A 21,540-nucleotide genomic window follows, 5' to 3' on the forward strand; every position below is an offset into this window, starting at 1 on the left:
CTAAGCGATATAAGATATCTATATGTCATCAGAAAGATGACAGCTTTTAGGCATGTCTTATTTAGAAAAATCGAATGGCGTAAGCTTCTACAAAACCGTACTTAGCAAACTGTTGCCTAGCTGACAGCAGGTTGTGAGCTGAGTAATCCAAGCAGCGCAGTTTGTAATGGATGGGGAAGATAAAAGTACGCTGGCAGGGAGCATAATTGAGGCGGTAAGGCTTGGTGCTTGGTGCTTGGTGCTTGGTGCTTGGTGCACAAGGAAGAGTATTTATGACAATCCGCTAGCTCGTCATCAATCTGATAGATTGATGACGAGCACTGTTCATTCTGGCGATGTTGACAACGTTAGCTAATAAATAGGCAGGCAATTAACGACGCTTGGGTTTACGCATCGTCTGTACTGGGCGGCGCTTGTTCTTATCGCGGCTCCAGCGGTTCTTTTCATCAGGTGTAAGCTCAGGCACCTTGCGTGCTTCAAGGTTGGCGAGCGTGGCGAGATCATCGACTTCGTCTTGCGAAAGCTCGACCCACTCGCCTGCTTTAGCGCGCTTATCGATAAAGATATTACCGTAGCGAACACGCTTCAGGCGGCTCACGGTAAGCTCTTGAGATTCCCATAAGCGGCGTACTTCCCGGTTACGACCCTCAAGAATGACGACGTGGAACCAGGTGTTGATGCCTTCACCGCCAAATTCCTGCACATCGGTAAAGCGTGCGGGGCCGTCTTCCAGCATAACGCCATCGACCATCGCCACGATGTGCTCGCGCTTCACCTCGCCCATTACGCGAACCGCATATTCGCGTTCAACCTGGGTAGAGGGATGCATTAACCGATTGGCAAGCTCGCCATCCGTTGTGAAAAGCAGCAAGCCACTGGTGTTGATATCAAGCCGGCCGATCGCTATCCAGCGCTCACCCTTCAAGCGAGGCAACCGCTCAAATACCGTACGGCGGCCTTCTGGGTCTTTGCGGGTGCACAACTCACCTTCTGGCTTGTTGTACATAATGACGCGACGCGGTGCTTCGTTCTCGGGTCTCAGCGTGACAGGGCGATCATCAAAACTTACCTTATCGCGGTTTTCAACGCGGTCACCCAGCTTGGCTACCTGACTGTTGACCTTTACTCGGCCATCAGAAATCGCGGTTTCCATTTCACGCCGTGAGCCTAAGCCAGCTCGGGCAAGCACTTTCTGGAGTTTTTCGCTAACCGGGGGAGTGTTGTTACTCTGAGTCATCGTCTGACCTCATCTCATTGGTCTGCGTGCGCGCACTGTCATCACTGGAGCGCTGCGCACGTGCCGCAAGCCGTGCTTCTAAATCAGCAAAACTTAGCGGCTGGTTTAACGCCGTCTCGGCGTGGTCGTCGGCTCTCTCAGCCGTCTTGGGTGGCGCATCCTGCACGCTTTCAGGCGCCTCGTCCAGTTTTTCTTCAGGCTCGGCTGTCTCATCAGCATCAATTTGAGGTAGCGCATTTTGTAGTGTAGGTGAATCAGACTCGTCATTGTCCTCCCAGTTGGCTAATTCATGCATGGGAGGCAGCGCATCGAGAGTTTTCAGGCCGAAATCGTCCAGAAAACTTCGCGTGGTGGCATAGACGGCAGGCCGCCCCGGTACATCCCTGTGTCCAACAACCCGAATCCAGCCGCGCTCCATCAAGGTACGCATGATTGAGCTACTCACACTCACCCCGCGTACTTCTTCTATATCACCACGAGTAACGGGCTGTCGGTAGGCAATCAATGCCAGCGTTTCAAGCAGCGCACGCGAATAGCGCTGGGGACGCTCATCCCATAACCGCGAAACCCAGTGAGACAGGCGCGGCCGGATACGCAGTTGGAACCCAGACGCCGTTTCGACCAGCTCCAACGCGCCTTCTTTGTGTCGATCACCAAGACGCGCTAGTGCGTCACGCAACTCTCGCCTTGCCGGGCATTCGTCATCAAGGAACAGTGTTTCAAGCCGCTCTACTGGCAAAGGCTCGCCAGCCGCGAGCAGTGCGGCTTCAATAATATCGTCTAAGGTGGTATCCCTCATGGCGACTCCTCATCAGGCTCAAAAGCGGGCTCTTCAAAGGAATCGCTGCCGATCTCTCCAGACTCATGACTATCATTCACGGTTTCTTCGAAAGCAGATTCTTCATCCGCCTGCGTGCCGCTGCGTGCACGAACATGAATCGGCGATAAGGGCGCGTTTTGAACAATTTCAATCATTGCTTCTTTTGCCAGTTCTAGAATCGCCATAAAGGTAACCACCACCCCTGCCCGCCCTTCTTCCAAGGCAAACAGCGCTTCAAAAGGGGTGTAATGCTCTTCTGTCAGCTGCTCCATAATTTTAAGCATGCGCTCACGGGTAGACAGCACTTCACGACTGATTTGGTGGGCTTTAACCAGCTCCGCGCGTTTGAGGATATCGGACAGAGCATCCAAAAGTTCATCCAGCTCAACGTCAGGATGAATCATTCGGGTCTCAAGCGGCGGCAGGCCTGCCTGCACGCTAAACCAGTCGCGCCCCATGCGGGGCAGCGTATCCAATGTTTCCGCCGCGGTTTTTAAGCGCTCATACTCCTGCAGCCGTCGAATCAGCTCTGCACGCGGATCTTCTTCGTCGTCACCCTCAGCTTTAGGAGGACGGGGAAGCAACGTGCGGGATTTAATTTCCGCCAGCATAGCGGCCATCAGCAGATACTCACCGGCAAGTTCGATCTCCATGGCTTTCATCAGCTCTACATACTCAATGTACTGGTGCGTAATAGCGGCCACGTTGATAGTTAAGATATCTAAATTTTGCCGACGAATAAGGTAAAGCAAGAGATCCAAAGGCCCTTCGAATGTCTCCAGGAAAACACGCAGGGCCTCTGGGGGAATGTATAAGTCTTCCGGCAGTTGGGTAATAGGCTCGTCAAATAGCCGCCCGAGCGCCTCCACGACGGGTTCTGCCTCGAGGGTAGCCGTATACTCAGGATCAGCGATAGTGTTGTGTATCTCACTCACGCAGTAGACATCTCTTGGTCAGGGGGCGTTGGCAGGCAGTGTAACAAAGTCGGCACTTGACGTTGCGCCTGATGCGCGGTGCGTTAGCCTGCTTCGGTGGCTTTACGATAGCGTCCTTCATAGTCGAAGAGCTTGTCGCGAATCTGAAAATGTCGGCCTACCTTACGTCCGACCACAAAGTCTGGAGGGCGCAAGCGGCGCTGCTCGCTGATAACGTCTTCTGGCTTAATGGGATGCCAGGGCGTACCCGGAGCGCGCAAATGCCGACGCAAAAAAACAGCATAAAAGGCACGCCGTTGGGCGGGGGTTTCCAGGGCAAACCACTCGGAAAGCGTTGTGCCATCTTCATCGTGATAAGTCACTTTTAGGCGTGGTAAACCCCGCCCATTGATGGCTGACTCCAGCTGCATTCCGCTTACCCGTAATACCCGGGCATCTTTTAATCTGAGTGCGTCTTTAAGCTTGTCATCGGCATCCACCAATAGCTGCTCGCAGCCGTGGCAGCGGCGTGCCGCAATATCATTCTCAGCGCCACAGTTATCGCAAACCTTGAAGCGAAAGCGAAAGTCACATTGATGCTGCTTGCCTTTCTCATCCTCCAGCAGCCCCTGGCAGCGGCGACCAAAATGCTCGATAACCAGCTCACCGTCGCGCTTGCCCCAAAACAGATTAGCGTGGCCGCAGGCCGGGCATTCCACCTGCACCGGCTCGTTATCCCCCGCCGGTTTCGGCTCGCCTACTTCCGGCGCGTAAAGATCCCAGGGGTTACCCGCGTAATCCAAAATCAGACAATCCTGTTTACCCGGCGAAAGCCGAAGCCCGCGGCCAGCAATCTGTTGATACAGGCTTACTGATTCCGTCGGCCGGAGCATTGCAATCAAATCCACATGCGGCGCATCAAAGCCGGTGGTCAGCACCGAGACATTGACTAAGTATTTAAGCTCGCGCGCCTTAAAGGCATTAATCAGCTGGGTACGCTCTGCCGACGGCGTAGCCCCGGTAATCAGCGCCGCCTGATCGGCAGGTAAATATCCCATGATTTCTTCAGCGTGAGCGACGGTTGCTGCAAATATCATCACCCCATGCCGCTCAGCGGCACGCTCAACAATCTGGCTGATAATCATGGGCGTGGCGCGATTGCCTGCCACGACTCGATTTAGCTCTGCTTCGCGATAATAGCCATTTTCAGCAGGCGCTAGCATTGAAAAATCATACCCTTCGATCGCCATATCTAGACGTTTGGGTTCGGCAAGATAGCCTTGCTTTACCATCAAGCGCAGCGGCTGTTCGAACACGCAGTCACGAAAAAAGCTCGCGTCACTGCCGCGTACCATGCCGTGGTAATGACGGTGGTAGATAAATCCCTGGCCCAGCCGGTAAGGCGTCGCGGTCAGCCCTAGCACTTTCAGATTAACGTTTTGTGCCCGTAGGTGATCAATCACCTGACGGTAGCTGGCGTCTTTATCAAGCGATACGCGGTGGCACTCGTCAATCACTAGCAGAGTGAAGCCTTCGTCATTGAACGACTCAAGGTTACGCACGACCGATTGCACCGAGCCAAAAACCACCTGGCGCGACGCTTCCTTGCGCTTCAACCCCGCGCTGAAGATATCGGCCTTTAGACCATAGGCCTGATACTTGGCATGATTCTGCTCCACCAGTTCGCGTACATGCGCCAGTACCAATACGCGGCCTCTCGCCAACCGGGCAAGCTCAGCAATGACCAGCGATTTTCCACTTCCCGTGGGCAACACCACCACCGCGGGTTCGCTAGACGCGCGAAAATGCGTAACGACACGTTTAACCGCATCTGTTTGGTATGGGCGTAAAGCAGGTGGCGGCATGCGACTCCAATGGCCAGAAAATTAATTAGCAGGCTACAGAACTATTTGGTTTATTACCCATCAAAGCTGTTAACACACTTATTAATAGCCATCTTTATTGTCACGACGATGGCGTATCCCCTAACGGAGGAATCCTTATGAAAGCGAATGATCATTTCCGTTCTGAATGTCCAGAATGTAACAGCCGCTTAAAACGCCTTCCCGCTACACGTCGCGATAAAAGTCATGTGTACTGCATGGACTGTGGACATGACTTTGGTCGCTACGCGTTCTTGATTGAGCGTTATCGCCATGAGCTTGAAACGCTTGAGCTACGTCTTAACACGCCTACAAATACTCAAACGGCATCTGGCCAATAGTACGCCAGACACTGCCACTATACATTTCAGGAAATGAAGAGCAGTTGAGAACAGTTTAAGAGTAGCGTTAGCCATAACGGCGGCCCAAGGGCCGCCGTTATGCGTTGTTAATGGCTTACACGTTATCGGGGATTAACCGACCCAGACACGCGCATTGCGGAACATACGTAGCCACGCACCATCTTCAGTCCACTCTGCCGGGCGCCAGGAGTTGGTTACCGCGCGGGTAACACGCTCCGGGTGGGGCATCATGATAGTGACGCGACCATCCGGTGTGGTTAGCCCGGTGATGCCCGAAGGCGAGCCGTTGGGGTTAGCCGGGTAACGCGTGGTCACCTGGCCGTAGTTATCGATATAGCGCAGGGCAATCTGACTGCTGGACTGCATGCTGCGCAGATGCGCCGTATCGCGGAACTCAGCGCGGCCTTCACCGTGGGCAACGGCAATAGGCAATTGAGAGCCTTCCATACCGGCCAGCAGAATCGACGGCGTTTTCTCAACGCGCAGCATAGCTACCCGTGCTTCAAACTGCTCTGACTCGTTACGCATGAAGCTTGGCCAGTTTTCGGCACCGGGGATCAGAGATTTCAGCTGCGACAGCATCTGGCAACCATTACACACGCCCAGCGAGAAACTGTCATCGCGAGTAAAGAAAGCCTCAAACTGATCGCGTGCGCGTTCGTTGAACAGCACCGATTTAGCCCAGCCGCCACCAGCACCCAACACATCGCCGTAAGAGAAGCCGCCACACGCCACCAGCCCTTTAAACTCATCCAGGGAAACGCGACCTTCCAGGATGTCACTCATGTGAACATCTACGGCGTCAAAGCCTGCTTTATCAAACGCCCAGCCCATCTCGACCTGACCGTTAACCCCCTGCTCGCGCAGTACCGCCACAGCGGGTTTAGCCATGTTGATAAACGGCGCGCTGATATCTTCATTGATATCGAACGTCGGCGTAGCGAAAAGGCCAGGATCACGCGTATCGAGCAGATTATCGAACTCGTTTTTAGCGCACTCAGGGTTATCGCGCAGCGCCTGCAGACGGTAGCTGGTTTCCGACCAGGTGCGCTGAGTCAGTTGGCGCGTCGTTTCTAACAGCGGCTCTTCAAACAGCGTTACCCGCACCTGATCATCGTAACGCGGACGAGCAATGACACCGCACGTTTCAATGCCGGCAACGGCAAACTGGGTCAACACTTCTTCGGTGTGCTTGCGGTTAACCTGAATCACCGCACCAAGCTCTTCAGAGAACAGCGCGTTAAGCGCCTCAACCGGCTCATCAATCATCCAGTCGAGCTTAATTTCAAGACCAGCGTGCGCGGCAAAAGCCATCTCCAGCAGCGTGACAATCAGACCGCCATCGCTACGGTCATGATACGCCAGCAGCTTGCCGTCACGGTTAAGCCCTTGGATAACCTCAAAGAAGGCTTTGATATCTTCTGGATCGTCCACGTCCGGACAGGTGTTGCCCACCTGGCCGTATACCTGCGCCAGCGCAGCCCCCCCCAAGCGATTCTGGCCGTTGCCCAGATCGATCAGGATCAGGTCTGATTCATCTTGATCAAGGTTGATCTGCGGCGTCAGCGTGCCCAACGCGTCGGTAACCGGGGCAAACCCGGTAATCACCACCGACAGCGGCGACGTGATGCTCTTGTCTTCGCGCTCTCCCTGATCATTCTCATCCTGCCAGGAGGTACGCATCGACATGGAGTCTTTGCCCACCGGCACCGCGATGCCCAGCGCCGGGCAAAGCTCCATCCCTACGGCGTGAACCGCGTCATAAAGCGCTTGGTTCTCACCGGGGTGATCGGCAGCGCTCATCCAGTTGGCGGAAAGCTTGATATCTCCCAGCTTGGCAATCGGCGCGGCCGCAAGGTTGGTAATCGCCTCGGCCACTGCCAGGCGTGCGCTGGCCGCGGGGTTAATCAAGGCAACCGGCGGGCGCTCACCCATGGCCATCGCTTCACCGGCATGCGTGTCATAACTTGCAGTGGTCACCGCTACATCAGCAACCGGCACCTGCCAAGGGCCCACCATCTGGTCACGGGCCACCTGGCCTGTAATCGAGCGGTCGCCAATGGTAATCAAGAAGCTTTTGGATGCCACGGCGGGCAGACGCAAAACGCGGTCCAGCGCTTCGCGAAGGTCCAGGTTATCCAGCATGACGCCGGAAAGCTCGGGCGAGTGACGCTCAAAGCTGCGCTGCATTTTCGGCGCTTTACCGAACAGCACGCTCATCGGCAGATCAATCGGCTTGCTTTGGAAATGGCCATCGCGCACTTCCAAATGGTGATCGGCCTGGGCTTCTCCCACGACGGCATAGGGGCAGCGCTCGCGCTTGCACAGCGCATCAAACGTATCCAGGTCTTCCGGCGCAACGGCCAGTACGTAACGCTCCTGGGCTTCGTTACACCAGATTTCCAGCGGGCTCATGCCCGGCTCGGCGTTGGGCACGGCGCGTAAATCAAAAAGCCCACCGCGGTTACCGTCTTTGACCAGTTCAGGCAGCGCGTTGGAAAGCCCGCCTGCACCGACGTCGTGAATAAAGCGAATCGGATTTTTATCGCCCAGCGACCAGCAGCGGTCGATGACTTCCTGAGCACGCCGCTCGATTTCGGGGTTTTCACGCTGCACCGAGGCAAAATCCAGATCAGCGCTTGAAGTGCCGGAAGACATGCTGGAAGCCGCCCCACCGCCCAGACCGATCAACATCGCCGGCCCGCCCATCACGATCAGCTTGCCGCCCACCGGGATATCGCCCTTTTGAACGTGCTGAGCGCGAATATTGCCGTAACCACCGGCCAGCATGATCGGCTTATGGAAACCGCGCCGCTCAATACCGCCTTCGTTAAGCGTATCCTGCTCATAGGTGCGGAAGTAGCCGTTGAGGTTAGGGCGACCAAATTCATTATTAAACGCGGCGCCGCCAATCGGGCCTTCAAGCATGATGGCAAGGGCTGACTGCATGCGCTCGGGCTTGCCGTAATCAAACGCTTCCCACGGCTGCACGAACTCAGGAATTCGCAGGTTGGAAACGGTAAAGCCCGAAAGCCCCGCTTTCGGTTTGCCGCCGATACCGGTAGCACCCTCATCACGAATTTCACCACCAGAACCAGTCGCGGCACCCGGGAACGGCGCAATCGCGGTGGGGTGATTATGCGTTTCCACCTTCATCAAGATGTGGATCGGCTCTTGATGGGTGCCATATAGCGCGCGCTCACCCTCAGCACCGGTCAGCGGCGTCGCATAAAAGCGCCCTGCCTGACTGCCTTTGATAACCGCCGCATTATCGCTGTACGCCGATAAGACGTTGTCAGGGGAGGTTGCAAAGGTGTTCTTGATCATTTTAAACAGCGAGTGGGACTGCGGCTCGCCGTCAATCACCCAGTCGGCGTTGAAAATTTTATGTCGGCAGTGCTCTGAGTTCGCCTGCGCAAACATCATCAGCTCAACGTCAGTGGGGTTCCGCTGAAGTTCGTTGAAGGCATCTACCAAGTAATCAACTTCATCGTCGGCCAGCGCCAGACCCAACTCGCGGTTAGCGGTCACCAGTGCATCACGGCCACTGTTCAGGATATCCACACTGCCCAGCGGCGCCGGCGCGTGATGGGCAAACAATCTTGCCGCATCAGACGCGTCATCAAGCACCGTCTCCGTCATGCGGTCGTGCAATAACGCCGCCAGGACCGCTAGACTCTCGTCACTGGGCGAAGCGCTAAACCCTACCCGGTAATCAATTCCACGCTCTATACGCCGAATTTCTGACAGCCCGCAGTTATGCGCGATATCGGTCGCTTTCGATGACCAGGGTGACTGAGTACCTAAACGCGGCACCACCAGAAAACGCTCGCTCTGGGTAGGTGCCTCAGTGCTGGTATGCGTACCGTAATCCAACAGCTGTGTCAGACGCTCTTGGGAGGCGTCACTGAGTTCTTCATGGTGATCGATAAAATGAACATAGTGGGCAGACAGTGCCTCCACCTCGGGAACACGTTCACGCAGCATCGTTAACAGCCGTGTATGACGGAAGGCAGAAAGGGCGGGCGCGCCTCGCAGTTCGAGCATATCCTGAAGCCTCTAGAGCAGAGAAAATTCGTGCAGGGAAATAGCAGGCCGCAACGCGGCCCCCTTAAATGACACTAATTAGCCACTATGATACTGGAAAGCGGCGGCCACACGAAATCAACAAGGTGACAGCATGATCCTGGCTGGGTATCGTGGCAGCCTGTTTCATGCCGACAAGACTCCATGCCGACATTGATCTACCAACATTTCATTGCGCGTTTTCGCCTGTATTTTACCTTAAGCATCATCGTCTTACTGATATTGGCACCGACCATACCCAAGGTACCGACAGGTGAACATTTAACGCAGATTCAAGCCAAAGATTTTATTACGGCCCATACGCGCAACACCCCCACGACCTATTATGAAGGCCGTCAGGGGCCAACCGGCTTTGAGTACGAGCTGATGCACCAGTTCGCCGAATATTTAGGCGTGAGCCTCAACCTCAATGCCAAGCATCATGCTGAGAGCGTTTTGTCAGCGGTACGTGATCATGGCGACCTTGGCGCAGCGGCGCTGCCTCTTCTCCCCAATACATCAGAGGTATATTACACGCGTCCGATTATTCAAATGCAGCCGCTGGTTGTCTACCGACGGGGCTTGCACGGTATACAGGAGCCCGGCGACCTGGTGGGCCTTGAGCTGGGTACGTTGAGCCAAGCGGGTACCAGCGAAGCTCTGCGCGAACTCCAACGTGAGTATGCTGATTTAAGCTGGAAGGAGTCTCACGAGCTGGAAGTGGCTGAGCTGCTCGCTCAGGTTGAAAGCGGCATGCTGGATGCAGCGGTTATTTTTGATCATCAGTTTCGGCTTAATCGCCTCTTTTTCCCTAACGTTGAGCGGGGCTTTTTACTCGGCGATCCGCTTTCCATGGTCTGGGCCGTACCTAGGGGTCGTGGCTTAGGGTTGCTGGAGGCCGCCAATGATTTCCTGCAAAAACTGCAGGAAAACGGCACGCTCAACCATCTGGTGAACCGCTACTTTGGCCATGACGACTACCTGGAGTATGTCGGCACGCGTACCTTCCTGGGCCACCTTGACGCGCGCCTACCCCAGTTTACCGACCTGTTTAAGCAGGCCGCCGCCACAACCGGATTTGACTGGAAGCTGCTGGCCGCGGTGGGCTATCAGGAGTCTCATTGGGACGCCGATGCGGTTTCCCCCACCGGTGTACGCGGGCTGATGATGCTGACCCACCCGACCGCGAGCGAAATGGGTGTGGCTAATCGGCGCGACGCGGCGCAAAGCATTGATGGTGGCGCCCGCTACCTGCGTAGTCTTAAAGACCGGCTGCCTGAAAGCATTACCGGTAATGACCGCATGTACATGGCCATGGCGGCCTACAATATTGGCCTTGGCCATCTTTACGATGCGCGCAAACTGACAGAAGTACGCGGAAAAGATCCCAACCTGTGGAACGATGTACGCGAGACGCTGCCGCTATTACAGCATCAGGAGTGGTACAGCCAAACGCGCCATGGTTACGCACGCGGCGGCGAACCGGTCATTTACGTGCGCAATATTCGTCGCTATTACGAAATGATCGAGTACGTAGAGCGCAGCCGTCAGCAGTTTTTTCAATTAGAGCAGGCAGGCATTGAAGATCCCTCCCAGCTGCCTTTTGAACTGATTCCCCCGCTCACCCCCTAATCTTCTTAAAGCGCTTTACGGCTAACGCTGCTGATGATTAACGCCCTAACATTGACAATGGTTATGCAAATAACCATTGTTGTACAATACACAATGGTATCGGCATGCTTGGTGCACGATACTCATATCACTGTTTTCAGATATAAATTGTGGTCTTGGAGGGCATAAAAAAGGAAATTTACGCCGTTTGAATTACGCTTTGCAGACATACAAGTAAAAACGTTCGCCGCCCCAGGCAGCTCGCCGTCAACAGAACAGGTTGGCTTACATCATCGCCATGCGCGCTCAATAGCTGCCATATATTGTCATAATGGGAAACCAGGGATCGCTTTGATGAACGCCAACGTCGATACATTTTCAAGCTATGAGAACGAAGTGCAGGCTCTGCGCGAAGCGCTTCAAAATCGCCTGGCGCAACTGCTGCCTGAAAGCCATGAACACGATCTGGTTTGCGAGGCGATGCGCGAAGGCACCCTGGCACCCGGCAAACGTATTCGCCCTCTTCTACTCATGCTTGCAGCACAGGACCTAGGCTGCGAGCCAGATAAGCCAGGCCTTCTGGATCTGGCATGTGCCGTGGAAATGATCCACGCCGCATCGCTGATCCTTGACGACATTCCCTCAATGGATAACGCGCTTTTGCGCCGAGGTAGGCCCACCATTCACCGCCAGTTCGGCGAAAATGTCGCGATCCTTGCCGCCGTAGCGCTTCTCAGCCGGGCCTTTGGCGTGGTGGCAACGGCAGACGGCTTATCGGATACCTGCAAGACGCAGGCGGTGGCAGAGCTTTCCACTGCTGCCGGTTTACCGGGGCTGGTTCAGGGTCAGTTTCGCGACTTAAGCGAAGGCGGTAGCGCCCGCAGCGCCGAGGCCATACTCACGACCAACACGCTTAAAACCGGCGTGCTGTTTGATGCCACGCTGCAAATGGCCGCCATTGCCGCAGGTACCACGCCCGAGGTACGCCATTCGCTGCGCTGCTTTGCTCAGGACCTGGGGCAGGCTTTTCAACTGCTGGATGACCTTTGCGATGGCCTGAGCGGTACCGGCAAGGACATTAATAAAGACAGCGGTAAATCAACGCTGGTAGCCATGCTAGGCACTCAAGCCGTGCGTCAACGCCTTCAGGAGCACCTGCATAGCGCTGATGAGCATTTGTCATCTGCTTGCGCGCAGGGGGCGGCGACCCGGCGCTTCATGCACACCTGGTTCGATAAGCAGTTGGCCATGTTTAACTGACGCACCGTCAGCCGTTTCTCCGCGCAGGGCTGAAAGTTAAGCAAAATTAGCACTGATTTAGCTAAGCATTCAGGTTCAAAGCCCCCGGGTTTAAGGATTCAGATTCAAGGGAGTGGCAATGAAGGACACCGAGCTCACGCAGCGTAAAAACGATCACTTGGATATTGTGCTCAACCCAGCACTGGCTAGAAAAACCATCCGTACGGGGTTTGCGCGCTGGCGCTTTGAGCACTGCGCCCTGCCCGAGCTTGATCTAGACAGCATTGATCTACGCACCGTACTGTTTGGGCGCACCCTACAGGCCCCTCTGCTGATTAGCTCAATGACCGGCGGCGCCAGCCGGGCCACCAACATCAATCGCTATTTGGCCCAAGCGGCCCAAACCCTGGGCCTTGCCATGGGCGTTGGCTCCCAGCGCGTGGCGCTTGAGAGCGAAGCCAACTGGGGGTTAACCAGCGAACTGCGCCAGATTGCCCCCGATATTCCTCTGCTCGCCAACCTCGGCGCGGCGCAACTACTTGGCAAGCACGGCGTTGACTATGCCCGCCAGGCAGTCGACATGATCGAGGCCGATGCACTGATTGTGCACATCAACCCGTTACAAGAAGCCCTGCAAACCGGAGGGGACCGTGACTGGCGCGGCATTCTGCTGGCGATAGAGCAGGTAGCGAAAACGTTGGCGGTACCGGTGGTGGTGAAAGAAGTCGGTGCGGGGCTCTCAGCATCGGTTGGCCGCCAGCTAGCGGGCGCGGGTGTTGCCATGCTGGATGTTGCCGGTGCCGGTGGCACCAGCTGGGCCGCCGTAGAAGGCGAGCGCGCCAGCACGCCGCAAAAACGCGCCGTGGCCATGGCCTTTGCCGACTGGGGCATTCCAACGGCCCAAGCGCTGTGCGATTTACGTAAAACGCTACCCCATATGCCCTTAATCGCGTCAGGAGGTATTAACGACGGCATTGACGCCGCAAAAGCGCTCTGTCTGGGAGCCCAACTGGTAGGCCAGGCGGCAGCGAGCTTAAACAGCGCCAATACCTCAGCCGAGGCGGTCATCGAACACTTTCAAATCCTGATCGAGCAGCTGCGGGTTGCCTGTTTTTGTACGGGTAGCGCGGATTTAGTCGCGTTAAAGCACGCCACACTGCTGCGTATAGAGAACGACGCATGAGCCACTATGCGGTTGTTGCGCCACCGCTATATAGCCACGTCAAAGCCCTGCAGGCGCTTGCTTTACAGTTGATTGAACGCGGCCATCAGGTAACGTTTGTGCAACAGTTTGAAGCGCGTGGCCTGCTTAGCGACTCACGCATCGGCTTTTACCCGCTGGGCGAGCAGCGCCTTCCTGCGGGTAGCTTGGCCAAGACCTTAACGCGGGCAGCACGTCCATCGGGCCTAGGGCTTTTTTGGTTAATCAGCGATTTGGCCCGCACCACCGATATGCTGTGCAGCGAATTACCTGCGGCCCTTGAAGCGCTTGGCGTGGATGGACTGATTGTGGATCAAATGGAAGCGGCCGGCGGGTTGGTCGCCGACGCGCTGGGCCTGCCTTATGTATCGGTGGCATGTGCCCTGCCGGTCAACCGCGAGCCGGGGCTGCCGCTACCCGTGATGCCGTTTGCCTATTCAAACAGCGCCCAGGCCAGGCACCGTTATGAGGTCAGCGAAACCATTTATGACTGGCTAATGCGCCCCCAGGCGCGCGTTATTGCCCGACATGCCCAGCGCTTTGGATTAACGCCCCGCCACACGCTCCACGACTGTTTATCGCCGTTGGCCCAAATCAGCCAAACGCCCTTAGCGCTCGACTTCCCCCGCACCGTTCTACCCGCCTGCTTTCATGCGGTAGGCCCCTTGCGTGAACCTAAACCGGATACGGCTAAATTGAGCGCACACGCCGATATGCCCACGCAGCCGTTTGTGTTTGCCTCGCTAGGCACGCTCCAGGGCCATCGCTACCGGTTATTTTGCAAAATAGCCCAGGCCTGTCAGCAGCTCAATATGCCGCTTTTGATTGCCCACTGCGGCGGGCTAAATGCTGCCCAGGTTAACCAGCTTAAAACCTACCCGGCCACTTTCGTTACCGATTTTGCCGACCAGCGGGCTGTTTTAGAGCAGGCACGGGCCGTTATTACCCATGGCGGCTTGAATACGGTAATTGATGCAGTCGAAAGCGCTACTCCGATGCTTGCCATTCCTATCGCCTTCGACCAGCCAGGCGTTGCCGCGCGCATCGCCCATCACGGGATCGGCCAACGCGTTTCTCGTTTTTCAAGCGCATCGACGGTGGCCAAACGGTTGGGCCGCCTGCTCAACAACGATGCTTATCAGCAGCGCCTGCACGCCATGCGCGCACCGCTCGCCCAGGCAGGCGGAGCGAAACAGGCCGCCGATATAATCGAGCAGGCGCTATGCGAACAGCGTCCGGTGCTGGCGAGGGCGGCATGATGAATACCCAGTGGGATGTGATTTTAGTAGGCGCAGGCTTGGCCAACGGGTTGATAGCCTGGAGGCTGAAGCAGCGCCAACCTGCACTAAAGGTGCTGGTACTGGAAGCCGGGGAACGGCCGGGCGGCAACCATACCTGGTCGTTTCATGAAGGCGACGTGAGCGCAGCGCAACATGCCTGGCTTGCCCCGTTGGTAGCTCAGCGCTGGCAGGGTTATGAGGTGCGCTTTCCTGAATTTACCCGCAAGCTGCCCAGTGCTTATTTAAGCGTGACCTCTGAGCGCTTTGCGAGCGTCATGGAAGAAGCCCTAGGTGAGCATTTAATAACCCATACTCAAGTGGCTAACTTAACGCCCACCAGCGTCGAGCTACCCGACGGCACCACGCTTAGCGCAGCCGCGGTGATCGATGGCAGGGGTTATCAGCCAAGCCCGCATTTGACCATTGGCGCTCAGGCGTTTATTGGCCAGCAGTGGCAGCTGAGCAAACCTCACGGCCTAACCCAACCACTCTTAATGGATGCCACTGTCGATCAGGCATCAGGCTACCGCTTCGTCTATACGCTGCCGCTTTCCGCCGATGAACTTCTAATCGAAGATACGCATTACATTGATCAAGATACGCTTGATGAACAACAGGCACGCGCCAATATCAAACATTACGCGGCGGCCCAGGACTGGCAGCTAAAAACGCTTAAGCGCGAGGAACGCGGCAACCTGCCGATCACCCTTGCGGGCGATTTCGAGGCGTTCTGGCAGGCGGCGCAGCAGCAACCCATGAGCGGGCTACGCGCCGGGCTTTTTCACTCAACGACCGGGTATTCATTGCCCCACGCGGTCGAACTGGCCGATCTGATCGCTGCACAGCAAATCCTTAACACCAGCACGCTGTTTGAGCTGATAAAACGCTTTGCCGCCCAGCGCTGGCGGCAGCAGCGCTTTTTTCGCATGCTCAACCGCATGCTGTTCCTGGCCGGGCCAGCGGAGAATCGCTGGCGAGTCATGCAGCGCTTTTATGGCTTGAACGACGCGCTTATCGCGCGCTTTTACGCAGGCCATCCGACCCTGGCCGACAAGGCCCGAATCCTGTCAGGCAAGCCGCCAGTCCCGGTGGGCGAAGCCCTTCAGGCCGTGCTTAAACAAACCCCTCGGCTGCGAGCCTTTCATAATGAGTAAAACGATCGTAATTGGATCTGGCTTTGGCGGTCTGGCCCTGGCCATTCGTTTACAGGCGGCGGGCGTACCCACGCTGATTCTGGAGCAGCGCGACAAGCCCGGCGGGCGCGCCTATGTCTACAAGGATCAGGGCTTTACCTTCGACGCAGGTCCCACGGTAATCACCGACCCAAGCGCTATTGAAGAACTATTTACCCTGGCGGGCAAACGCCTGGAAGACTACGTCGAACTAATGCCGGTCACGCCCTTTTATCGCCTGTGCTGGGAATCGGGAAAGGTATTCAATTACGACAACGATCAGGCAAACCTTGAGGCGCAGATAGCCCGCTTTAATCCTCAGGACGTAGAAGGCTACCGGCGTTTTTTAGACTACTCCCAGGCAGTGTTTAAAGAAGGCTATCTAAAGCTTGGCAGCGTTCCTTTCCTGTCGTTTCGCGATATGGTGAAGGCTGGCCCACAGCTGGCGCGTCTTCAGGTCTGGCGCAGCGTTTACAGCATGGTTGCCAAGTTTATTGAAGACGATCACTTGCGCCAGGCGTTCTCGTTTCATTCGCTGCTGGTCGGCGGCAACCCGTTTGCCACCTCCTCCATATACACACTGATTCACGCCCTTGAGCGCGAATGGGGCGTATGGTTTCCGCGCGGCGGCACGGGCGCGCTGGTTCAAGGCATGGTTCAGCTGTTTAAAGACCTCGGCGGCGAAATCGAGCTTAACGCAGAAGTCACGCAGCTTGAGGCTGAGGGCAATACTCTACAGGCGGTACAGCTTGCCGATGGGCGGCGTATCGAGGCGAGTGCTGTAGCATCGAATGCCGATGTGGTGCACACCTATGAAAAGCTTTTAGGCCACCATCCGGTAGGTGCCAAGCGCAGCACCTCGCTCAAGCGCAAGCGCATGAGCAACTCGCTGTTCGTGCTCTACTTCGGGCTTAACCATCATCACGATCAGCTAGCTCATCACACCGTCTGCTTTGGGCCGCGCTACAAGGAACTGATTGACGATATCTTCAACAGCGACGCACTGGCCGAGGATTTTTCGCTCTACCTTCACGCGCCGTGCGTTACCGACCCCTCTTTGGCGCCGCCTGGCTGCGGAAGCTACTACGTGCTGGCCCCAGTACCGCATTTAGGCACCGCTAATCTGGATTGGGAAGTAGAAGGACCCCGCTTGCGCGAGCGCATTTTCGACTACCTTGAACAGCACTATATGCCGGGGCTGCGCGAGCAGCTGGTGACTCACCGCATGTTCACGCCGTTTGATTTTCGCGATCAGCTGGGCGCCTATCAGGGCTCGGCGTTTTCCGTCGAGCCGATTCTTACCCAAAGCGCCTGGTTCCGCCCGCATAACCGGGATAGCCGGATTGCTAACCTTTACCTGGTGGGAGCCGGCACGCATCCCGGTGCAGGCGTGCCTGGGGTGATCGGCTCGGCCAAAGCAACGGCCGGGTTAATGTTGGAGCAACTGGCCCCATGAATCAGCCGCTGCTTGATCACGCCACCCAGACCATGGCCGTCGGCTCGAAAAGCTTCGATACTGCGGCCAAGTTGTTCGATGCCCGTACACGGCGCAGTGCGTTGATGCTCTACGCCTGGTGCAGGCACTGCGATGACGTTATTGATGATCAGACGCTGGGCTTTAACGCCATGGTCGATAGCCCGAGCAGCGCCCAGCAGCGCCTGGCTACCCTGCAAGAGCAGACCCAGCAGGCTTACGCTGGCGAACCCATGCAAACGCCTGCCTTTGCGGCATTTCAGGAGGTTGCTCTTGGGCACTCGATTCCGCCCAAACGCGCGTTCGAGCATCTTGAAGGGTTCGCCATGGACGTGCGTGAGGAGCGCTACATTACTTTCGACGATACGCTGCGCTACTGTTATCACGTCGCGGGTGTAGTGGGGTTGATGATGGCGCAGGTAATGGGTGTACGCGATGACGCCGTTCTGGATCGCGCCTGCGACCTGGGGCTGGCCTTTCAGTTAACCAATATTGCCCGGGATATTGTGGAGGATGCCCGCGTGGGGCGCTGCTATCTGCCCGAGAGCTGGCTTATAGAAGAGGGACTTTCACCGACGGCGCTTGCCGACCCTGCCTACCGCCCTCAGGTGGCGCGGCTTGCCAATCGACTGGTCGAAGAAGCCGAGCCCTACTACACCTCTGCAACCGCCGGGCTTGCCGGGCTACCGTTGCGCTCGGCCTGGGCAATTGCCACCGCCCACGGGGTATATCGTAAAATTGGCTTGAAAGTGCAGCGCGCCGGAGAAAACGCCTGGGACAAGCGTCAGGGCACAAGTACCTATGAAAAAGTGGCCCTGCTGATCAAGGGCGCTACACAGGCACTTAGTTCTCGCGTGGTGACACCGGCGCCGCGCCCTTCGGGTCTTTGGCAGCGTCCGGACTAGCCGATTTGGCCTGACGGTTTCTTAATACCGCCTGGAGCTTTTCCACCGGCGGCGAGTATAAAAAACCAAACGATACGCACTCTTCCCGGCTTTTAACGACATGATGCAGGCGGTGCGCTGTGTACAGGCGCTTGAGATAGCCGCGCCGAGGGATATAACGAAACGGCCAACGCTTATGTACTAGCCCATCGTGCACGATGAAGTAGATCGCGCCATAAGCCGTCATGCCCGCGCCAATCCACTGCAGGGGCCAGAGGCCTGCCGTGCCCAGCGCAATGAGAACAATGGCCAGCACGGCAAACACCACGGCGTATAAATCGTTGAGCTCAAACCACCCCGTGCGCGGCCGATGGTGCGAGCGATGCCAGCCCCATCCCCAGCCGTGCATGATGTACTTATGCGCCAGCGTGGCGATAAGCTCCATGCTTGCCACCGTGACCAAAACAATTAACACATTCCACGCCATAAGCGCCGCTTCTCCCTGACACTGCCTCTATAGCTACCGGCCACGTTGGCCGCTGCATCGAACAACGCCCAACTCCCGCCACCGCGACTTTAGCGCACAAGCGTTAGACATAAGACAATCTAGCGCCTGGCTGCAAAAAACGCTTTCAATAACTTTTTGGCCGACGGCGCCAAAACTCCCGCCGTCACTTCAACATGATGATTAAACCACGGCTGGGCCAGCAGATTGGCCTTGGATTCCACCATACCGGTACGCGGCTCGGCGGCACCATACACCAAGCGCTTTAGCCGGGCATGCACAATGGCACCAGCACACATCATGCAGGGCTCCAGCGTGACATACAGCGTACATCCATCCAAGCGGTAGTTGCCGCTCTGCTTTCCAGCCTCACGCAACGCACGGATTTCCGCATGGCCACTCGGGTCACAGCTGGCGACCGGCGCGTTGTGCGCCGCGGCAAGCACTTCTCCTTGCGCATCGACCACCACGGCCCCCACCGGTACTTCGCCTGCCTCAGCAGCCAGGTGCGCCTGTTCAAGGGCACGGTGCATGTAAAATTCATCGCTGCGTATCAAGGCAAACTCCGCTAAGGTAGCAAAACAATTGTAGCAACGGCTGAGCCGCCGTATGTGATATCCGCCACTATGGATCACACTAGATAGCACCAAGGATACCTAGAATGACCGACGCGCTGAATACGCTAGTAAATTTACTTGAGCTTGAAGCCCTCGAAGAGACGCTGTTTCGTGGTCAAAGCCAGGATTTAGGCTTTCCTCAGCTGTATGGCGGGCAGGTATTGGGTCAAGCACTCGCGGCGGCTTCGCGCACAGTGCCAGAGGAGCGTCGCCCCCACTCCCAGCACGGTTATTTTCTGCGCCCCGGCGATCCGCACCGCCCGGTCGTGTATCAGGTCGATAACGTGCGCGATGGCGGAAGCTTTACTACCCGTCGCGTAACGGCAATTCAAAAAGGCCGGCCGATTTTCTTCTGTAGCGCCTCTTTTCACAGTGCTGAAGACGGGTTTCATCATCAGCGCGCGATGCCTCAGGTCGAGTCGCCAGAAGCCCTGATTGAGAGCGGCGCCGCCAAGCATGCTCGCTTTCCTGGCCACCCAATCGAGTTTTTGCATATTAAAGGCAACCCGGATAATGGCGCTCCGGCAGGGCAGTGCTTGTGGTTTCGTTTTTCAGGCACGCTGCCGGACGACCCGGCACTGCACCGAAATCTGCTGTCTTATGCTTCGGACTTCAACCTGCTGACCACGAGCCTGCTGCCCCACGGCATTCAGTTCACTGACCCTAAACTACGTATCGCAAGCCTTGACCATACGCTGTGGCTGCACGAAGACACGCGACTGGATGAGTGGTTGCTGTACGTGATTGATTCGCCCTGGGCGGGCGGTTCAAGAGGCTTGGCTCGCGGGCATATCTATAGCCGCGATGGCCGCCTAATTGCCTCTACGGCCCAGGAAGGGCTAACGCGCATGCATGATGAGCCGATTCGTTAACCCGATAAAACTGGGCCTTCGGCAGGTAATAAGCACTCAATAAAAACATGTATAAACGACAACGCCCGCAGCCAGTGCGGGCGTTGTAAGAGCCATCAGCAGATTTTAGCCGCCGTAAACGTCATTAATCGTTTTCAGCGGGTAGTGCGCCGGGTAAGGCTTGCGCGCAACGCCTGAGTCTACCGCCGCCTGGGCGACCGCTGATGAGACGCGCTCAAGCAGACGAACATCGACCGGCGTAGGGATAATGTACTCGCGGCCAAAGCTCATTTCCGTGCGCTCATAAGCGCTAAGCACTTCCTCCGGCACCGGCTCACGGGCCAGATCTTTCAGGGCGTGCACAGCGGCAAGCTTCATGGCTTCGTTAATACGCGTGGCACGGACGTCCAGTGCACCCCGGAAAATAAACGGGAAACCCAGTACGTTGTTCACCTGATTGGGGAAGTCTGAGCGACCGGTGGCCATTATAACGTCCGGGCGCGCTTCGCGGGCAACATCCGGATGAATTTCAGGATCTGGGTTGGTGCAGGCAAAAATAACCGGATCTGCGGCCATCTTTTTAACCTGCTCAGCCGACAGCAGGCCCGGGCCGGAAAGACCGATAAACACATCGGCGCCGTCGATAGCGTCATTTAGCGTACGCATCTCGGTATCCAGGGCAAACTCGGCCTTGTACTCATTGATTCCATCACGCCCGGCATGAATAACGCCACGGCGATCCAGCATGACCAGATTTTCTTTTTTGGCACCACAGGAAACCAGCAAACGCATACAGGCAATGGCAGCGGCACCGGCGCCCATGCAAACGATCTTAACGTTCTCGATGGTCTTACCGGCAATGTCCAGCGCATTCAGCATGCCAGCGGCCGTGACGATAGCGGTACCGTGCTGGTCATCGTGAAATACAGGAATGCTGCAGCGTTCAGACAACGCCTTTTCAATTTCAAAACACTCGGGCGCCTTGATATCTTCAAGGTTAATGCCACCCCAGGTATCGGCAATGCGGGCAACGGTATCGATAAATGCCTGTGGGCTTTCGGCGTCCACCTCGATATCCACCGAGTTGATGCCCGCAAAGCACTTGAACAGCACGCCCTTGCCTTCCATGACGGGTTTACTTGCCAGCGGACCAAGATTCCCCAGGCCCAGGATGGCGCTTCCATCGGTAATAACCGCGACTAAATTTCCCTTACCCGTATAACGGTAAGCATTTTCTGGATCGCGGGCGATTTCGCGAACCGGCTCGGCAACGCCTGGGCTATAGGCCATTGCCAAGTCGCGAGCCGTTGCGGTGGGTTTGGTTAATTCTACTGAAAGCTTACCGGGAATCGGTTTTGCATGATAATCCAGCGCTGCCTGCTTATTTGCATCCGTCATAGTCAGGGTCCAATTAGCCTAAAGTAG

At 56.4% G+C, this 21,540-nt stretch carries 17 protein-coding genes; 9 read left to right on the forward strand and 8 right to left on the reverse strand.

Annotated features, from left to right (window positions below):
- Positions 1-370: 370 nt before the first annotated feature.
- The 4 genes from rluB to ACT3R7_RS15885 all read right to left on the reverse strand — a co-directional run bounded on the left by rluB (position 371) and on the right by ACT3R7_RS15885 (position 4,836).
- Positions 371-1,237, reverse strand: coding sequence for a 23S rRNA pseudouridine(2605) synthase RluB (gene rluB / locus ACT3R7_RS15870; RefSeq protein ID WP_192538538.1), 867 nt, complete (start codon positions 1,235-1,237; stop codon positions 371-373).
- Positions 1,224-2,036 carry an SMC-Scp complex subunit ScpB gene (gene scpB, locus ACT3R7_RS15875; protein ID WP_193091556.1) on the reverse strand — a complete coding sequence of 271 codons (813 nt, stop codon included), beginning with the start codon at positions 2,034-2,036 and terminating at the stop codon, positions 1,224-1,226. Before scpB ends, rluB begins: the two co-directional genes overlap by 14 nt.
- Entirely contained in the window at positions 2,033-2,971 is a 939-nt protein-coding gene (locus ACT3R7_RS15880; RefSeq protein WP_318782765.1) for a segregation and condensation protein A, read from the reverse strand. The genes scpB and ACT3R7_RS15880 overlap by 4 nt, the downstream gene beginning before the upstream one ends.
- Positions 2,972-3,075: 104 nt before the next feature.
- Positions 3,076-4,836, reverse strand: a complete 1,761-nt coding sequence (locus ACT3R7_RS15885) for a DNA repair helicase RadD (protein ID WP_192538535.1) — start codon at positions 4,834-4,836, stop codon at positions 3,076-3,078.
- Between the two features lie 137 nt (positions 4,837-4,973).
- On the opposite strand from ACT3R7_RS15885, the gene ACT3R7_RS15890 reads away from it, so the two are divergent.
- The gene (locus tag ACT3R7_RS15890) at positions 4,974-5,195 is read left to right on the forward strand and encodes a hypothetical protein (protein WP_193091557.1); all 222 of its coding nucleotides are present in this window, start codon (positions 4,974-4,976) and stop codon (positions 5,193-5,195) included.
- Between the two features lie 132 nt (positions 5,196-5,327).
- On the opposite strand, the gene purL is transcribed toward ACT3R7_RS15890, so the two are convergent.
- Positions 5,328-9,263, reverse strand: a complete 3,936-nt coding sequence (gene purL, locus ACT3R7_RS15895) for a phosphoribosylformylglycinamidine synthase (protein ID WP_193091558.1) — start codon at positions 9,261-9,263, stop codon at positions 5,328-5,330.
- A gap of 183 nt (positions 9,264-9,446) precedes the next feature.
- Between purL and mltF the strand changes: the two genes are divergently transcribed.
- The 7 genes from mltF (at position 9,447) to crtB (ending at position 18,163) form a co-directional block, all read left to right on the forward strand.
- On the forward strand, positions 9,447-10,913 hold the full coding sequence (gene mltF, locus ACT3R7_RS15900) for a membrane-bound lytic murein transglycosylase MltF (RefSeq protein WP_193091559.1): 1,467 nt from the start codon (positions 9,447-9,449) through the stop codon (positions 10,911-10,913).
- Positions 10,914-11,246: 333 nt separating this feature from the next.
- Entirely contained in the window at positions 11,247-12,152 is a 906-nt protein-coding gene (locus ACT3R7_RS15905) for a polyprenyl synthetase family protein (RefSeq protein WP_193091560.1), read from the forward strand.
- Positions 12,153-12,270: 118 nt separating this feature from the next.
- Positions 12,271-13,314, forward strand: a complete 1,044-nt coding sequence (gene fni / locus ACT3R7_RS15910) for a type 2 isopentenyl-diphosphate Delta-isomerase (protein ID WP_193091561.1) — start codon at positions 12,271-12,273, stop codon at positions 13,312-13,314.
- On the forward strand, positions 13,311-14,591 hold the full coding sequence (locus tag ACT3R7_RS15915) for a glycosyltransferase (protein ID WP_193091562.1): 1,281 nt from the start codon (positions 13,311-13,313) through the stop codon (positions 14,589-14,591). The genes fni and ACT3R7_RS15915 overlap by 4 nt, the downstream gene beginning before the upstream one ends.
- On the forward strand, positions 14,555-15,766 hold the full coding sequence (crtY, locus tag ACT3R7_RS15920; protein ID WP_226940115.1) for a lycopene beta-cyclase CrtY: 1,212 nt from the start codon (positions 14,555-14,557) through the stop codon (positions 15,764-15,766). The genes ACT3R7_RS15915 and crtY overlap by 37 nt, the downstream gene beginning before the upstream one ends.
- Positions 15,759-17,240: a phytoene desaturase gene (locus ACT3R7_RS15925; RefSeq protein ID WP_193091563.1), complete on the forward strand. Its 1,482-nt coding sequence runs from the start codon at positions 15,759-15,761 to the stop codon at positions 17,238-17,240. Before crtY ends, ACT3R7_RS15925 begins: the two co-directional genes overlap by 8 nt.
- Positions 17,237-18,163, forward strand: coding sequence for a 15-cis-phytoene synthase CrtB (gene crtB / locus ACT3R7_RS15930; protein ID WP_193091564.1), 927 nt, complete (start codon positions 17,237-17,239; stop codon positions 18,161-18,163). The genes ACT3R7_RS15925 and crtB overlap by 4 nt, the downstream gene beginning before the upstream one ends.
- Here crtB and ACT3R7_RS15935 read toward each other — a convergent pair.
- A complete protein-coding gene (locus tag ACT3R7_RS15935) occupies positions 18,102-18,629 on the reverse strand; it encodes a sterol desaturase family protein (protein ID WP_192538527.1) in 528 nt (175 codons plus the stop codon). The genes crtB and ACT3R7_RS15935 overlap by 62 nt on opposite strands.
- A gap of 119 nt (positions 18,630-18,748) precedes the next feature.
- Positions 18,749-19,201: a tRNA adenosine(34) deaminase TadA gene (tadA, locus tag ACT3R7_RS15940; RefSeq protein ID WP_318782764.1), complete on the reverse strand. Its 453-nt coding sequence runs from the start codon at positions 19,199-19,201 to the stop codon at positions 18,749-18,751.
- A 107-nt stretch (positions 19,202-19,308) separates the two neighbouring features.
- Between tadA and ACT3R7_RS15945 the strand changes: the two genes are divergently transcribed.
- The gene (locus ACT3R7_RS15945) at positions 19,309-20,136 is read left to right on the forward strand and encodes an acyl-CoA thioesterase (RefSeq protein WP_192538525.1); all 828 of its coding nucleotides are present in this window, start codon (positions 19,309-19,311) and stop codon (positions 20,134-20,136) included.
- Positions 20,137-20,241: 105 nt separating this feature from the next.
- Here the strand turns inward: ACT3R7_RS15945 and ACT3R7_RS15950 are convergent, their stop codons facing one another.
- Positions 20,242-21,513: a malic enzyme-like NAD(P)-binding protein gene (locus tag ACT3R7_RS15950; protein WP_018918805.1), complete on the reverse strand. Its 1,272-nt coding sequence runs from the start codon at positions 21,511-21,513 to the stop codon at positions 20,242-20,244.
- Positions 21,514-21,540: the final 27 nt, after the last annotated feature.

Origin of the sequence: Halomonas sp. AOP43-A1-21, assembly GCF_052376775.1 — a bacterium.
In the GTDB taxonomy this organism is placed as follows: Bacteria; Pseudomonadota; Gammaproteobacteria; order Pseudomonadales; family Halomonadaceae; genus Vreelandella; species Vreelandella colorata.